We start from the raw sequence: 2,764 nt of genomic DNA, 5'->3' as shown, positions 1-2,764 counted from the left end.
GGCTTGGTCGGGGTCGCGGGGGCGGGGCTCTGCGCCAGCGCCGGCGCGGCGGCGAGGCAGGCGAGAACGGCGAGGGTGCGCAGGAACTGAGTGGCCATGGTGGTCCTCCCGAAGGAACGGCGGCCCGGTGCCCGGCGCCGACGGCCTGGGGTGTGGGCCGGCGCGCTTGAACCGCGGCTTAACGCTGCGACACGCCGCCCCAGGCGCCGGTTCCAATCCCGAGCGGGCGCATCCGTTCCGTCATCGGGGCCCGGCGGCCGTCAGGGGCGCATCGCGGCGAAGCGGGCGAGGCATTGCGGCGAGATCCGCATCCCGTTCGGCACCGGGCCGGTCGGCGGCGGGCGGCGCACGCAGGTCTCGAGGTAGGCGAGCGCGGCCTCGAGCACGGTCTCGCTGAACGGCTTCGAGATCACCGCCGTCGCCCCCTCCATCTCCTCGGTGAGCTGGCGCGCGTTGGCGGTCATGAAGGCGGCGGTGATGCCGGCGCGGTCGCGGATCGCCTGCGCCACCTCGATCCCGGACGAGCCGTCGGCGAGCCGCAGGTCGATCAGCACCAACTCGGGCCGGCACGCCTCGATCTTGGCGATCGCCTCGGCGGCGGTCATGGCGGTGCCGACCACGCGGTGCCCGGCCTCCTCGAGCATCATCTCGATCTGCATGAGGATGAGGGCCTCATCCTCCACCACCAGGATCCGCAGCGGTTCGGTCACGGCGTCTCCGAACTGTCCGCCGTCTCGCGCGGCAGGCGTATGTTGACCGTGGTCCCCGGCTCGTTCGACTGCCAGGCGATGCTGGCGTTCAGCTGCCGGCACAGGGTGCCGATGAGGCGCTTGCCGAAGGAGCGCTTCTCCATCACCTCGATCGGCATGCCGATGCCGTCGTCGGCGATCTTGATGGCGAAGTACTTGCCGTCCGGCGCGACCGTGACGGAGAGCCGGCCGGGGCGCTCGTCGGGGAAGGCGTGCTTGAGCGCGTTGGTGATGAGCTCGTTCATCATCAGCGCCACCGGCGGCGCCTTGGAGACCGGCACCTCCACCGTCTCGAGGTCGAGGTGCAGGCGGATGCCGTCGCGGCCGGAGCCGCGCACCAGGTCGTTGGAGAGGTCGCGGGCGAACTCGGCGACGTCGAAGCGCTCGACGTCGTTCGACTGGTACAGCCGCCGGTGCACGGTGCCGAGCGCCTCGACGCGGGTCAGCATCATCTCCATCGCCGCGCGCGCCGACGGGTCGGTGATCGCCTTGGTCTGCATGGCGAGCAGGGCGGCGATCATCTGGAGGTTGTTCTTGACCCGGTGATCGACCTCGTGGACCAGCATCGTCTGCGTCGCGAGCGACTGGCTGAGATCGTGGGTGCGCTTGGCGACCTCGGCCTCGAAATGCGCCTTCTCCTGCTCGACCCGCATGTGCGCGTCGACGCGGTCGGTCACGTCGAGCTGCGAGGCGAAGAAGTAGGGCACCTCGCCGGCCTCGTTGGTGACCGGGCTGAGGTACAGCGCGTTCCAGAACGGGGTGCCGTCCTTGCGGTAGTTCAGGATGTCGATGGCGATGTCGCGCCCCGCCGTCACCGCCTCGCGGATGAGCGCGACGGCGCCGCGGTCGGTGCCCGCGCCCTGCAGGAAGCGGCAATTGCGGCCCATGATCTCGTCGCGGGCGTAGCCGGTCATCCGCAGGAACGCGTCGTTGACGAACACGATCGGGTTGTCGGCCTGGCGCGGATCGGTGATGATCATCGCCATCCGCGTCGCGCGGACCGCGGCGGCGAACGGGTCGCCCTTGCCCTGCTCGGTGTCCAGGCGGCCGGTCTGGCGCCACGCGTCGGACGATTCCATCGAACGTGATCTCTCTACAACGGGTCGTATCCGCCGTCGGGTCGGTCGGGGTCACCCCACGTGCCGGCGGGACTTCAGGAGGCGGGGCGCCCGGTTCGTAATGCGAACAGCCGGGCGGCCCCGAAGCTTAACGGGGCATGGACGGGAAAAGGTTCAAAGAATTCTGCCCCCGCCCGACTTTCTTCCGCGTGGCACGCATCTTCGCCGGCCCCGGCTCAGGTTGCGTCCGCGGCATCATACCCCGCCGTCGGCAAGTATTGCGCCCCGCAAATGGCCGGCAACGGGCCGTCATCGTCGCACCATCCGCGGCCGTTCCCGAGCGGAGCGTCGCGCCGTTCCGGGGGCTCGCCGAGGGCGCGCGACGCCCCCTAGCCATGCCGGCCCGCCGCCGCTATAAGCGCGCCTTCGAATCTCCGTATCGAGCGGTGCGCGAGGCGATCCCGATCGGGAGACGCCCGGGCGCCGCTTTGGCGCCAGACCGCAAGGATTTCCCGTCATGGCCGTTCCGAAGCGCAAGACCTCCCCCTCCCGCCGCGGCATGCGCCGCTCGGCCGACGCCCTCAAGGCGCCGACCTACGTGACGGACAAGGATTCGGGCGAGCTGCGCCGCCCCCACCACATTGACCTGAAGACCGGCATGTATCGCGGCCGCCAGGTCCTGAACGTCAAGTCGACCGAGGCCTGAGACGGCCGTCCGGGATCAGGCCGTGAGCCGCGCCGTCTCGGCGTAGCGCGCGGCGGCGATCCCGGTGCGCTCCAGCCGCGACGGCCGCAGGGTCGGGTCGGATTCGACGATCATCTGCGTCAGGAAGCCTGCGAGCGGCCGCGTGCCGCCGCGGGCTTTTTGCGTGGCCGCGTCCTCCGGCGCCTCGGCCCGCCCGCCGGCGATCGCCACCAGGGCGCGGGAGGGCGCGGCCGGCCGCGCCCTCCCGCGCC

The 2,764-nt window shown here is 71.3% G+C and carries 4 protein-coding genes; 1 reads left to right on the top strand and 3 read right to left on the bottom strand.

The genetic code is table 11. The features are described 5' to 3' along the window. Positions 1-260: 260 nt before the first annotated feature. Complete coding sequence (locus FV227_RS28295; RefSeq protein ID WP_147860450.1) at positions 261-710, bottom strand: response regulator; 450 nt, start codon at positions 708-710, stop codon at positions 261-263. Continuing rightward, positions 707-1,828 (bottom strand): histidine kinase dimerization/phosphoacceptor domain -containing protein, encoded by a 1,122-nt coding sequence (locus tag FV227_RS28290; protein WP_147729460.1) that lies wholly within the window; start codon positions 1,826-1,828, stop codon positions 707-709. The genes FV227_RS28295 and FV227_RS28290 overlap by 4 nt, the downstream gene beginning before the upstream one ends. A 496-nt stretch (positions 1,829-2,324) precedes the next feature. Between FV227_RS28290 and rpmF the strand changes: the two genes are divergently transcribed. Next, complete coding sequence (rpmF, locus tag FV227_RS28285) at positions 2,325-2,513, top strand: 50S ribosomal protein L32 (protein WP_147729459.1); 189 nt, start codon at positions 2,325-2,327, stop codon at positions 2,511-2,513. Between the two features lie 15 nt (positions 2,514-2,528). Here rpmF and FV227_RS28280 read toward each other — a convergent pair whose 3' ends face one another. Then, positions 2,529-2,723, bottom strand: a complete 195-nt coding sequence (locus tag FV227_RS28280) for a hypothetical protein (RefSeq protein WP_246687960.1) — start codon at positions 2,721-2,723, stop codon at positions 2,529-2,531. Between the last annotated feature and the right edge of the window lie 41 nt (positions 2,724-2,764).

The organism is Methylobacterium sp. WL119 (assembly GCF_008039875.1).
In the GTDB taxonomy this organism is placed as follows: Bacteria; Pseudomonadota; Alphaproteobacteria; order Rhizobiales; family Beijerinckiaceae; genus Methylobacterium.
Note: the sequence above shows the minus strand (reverse complement) of the source record. Positions and strands in the feature narration are given on the sequence as shown.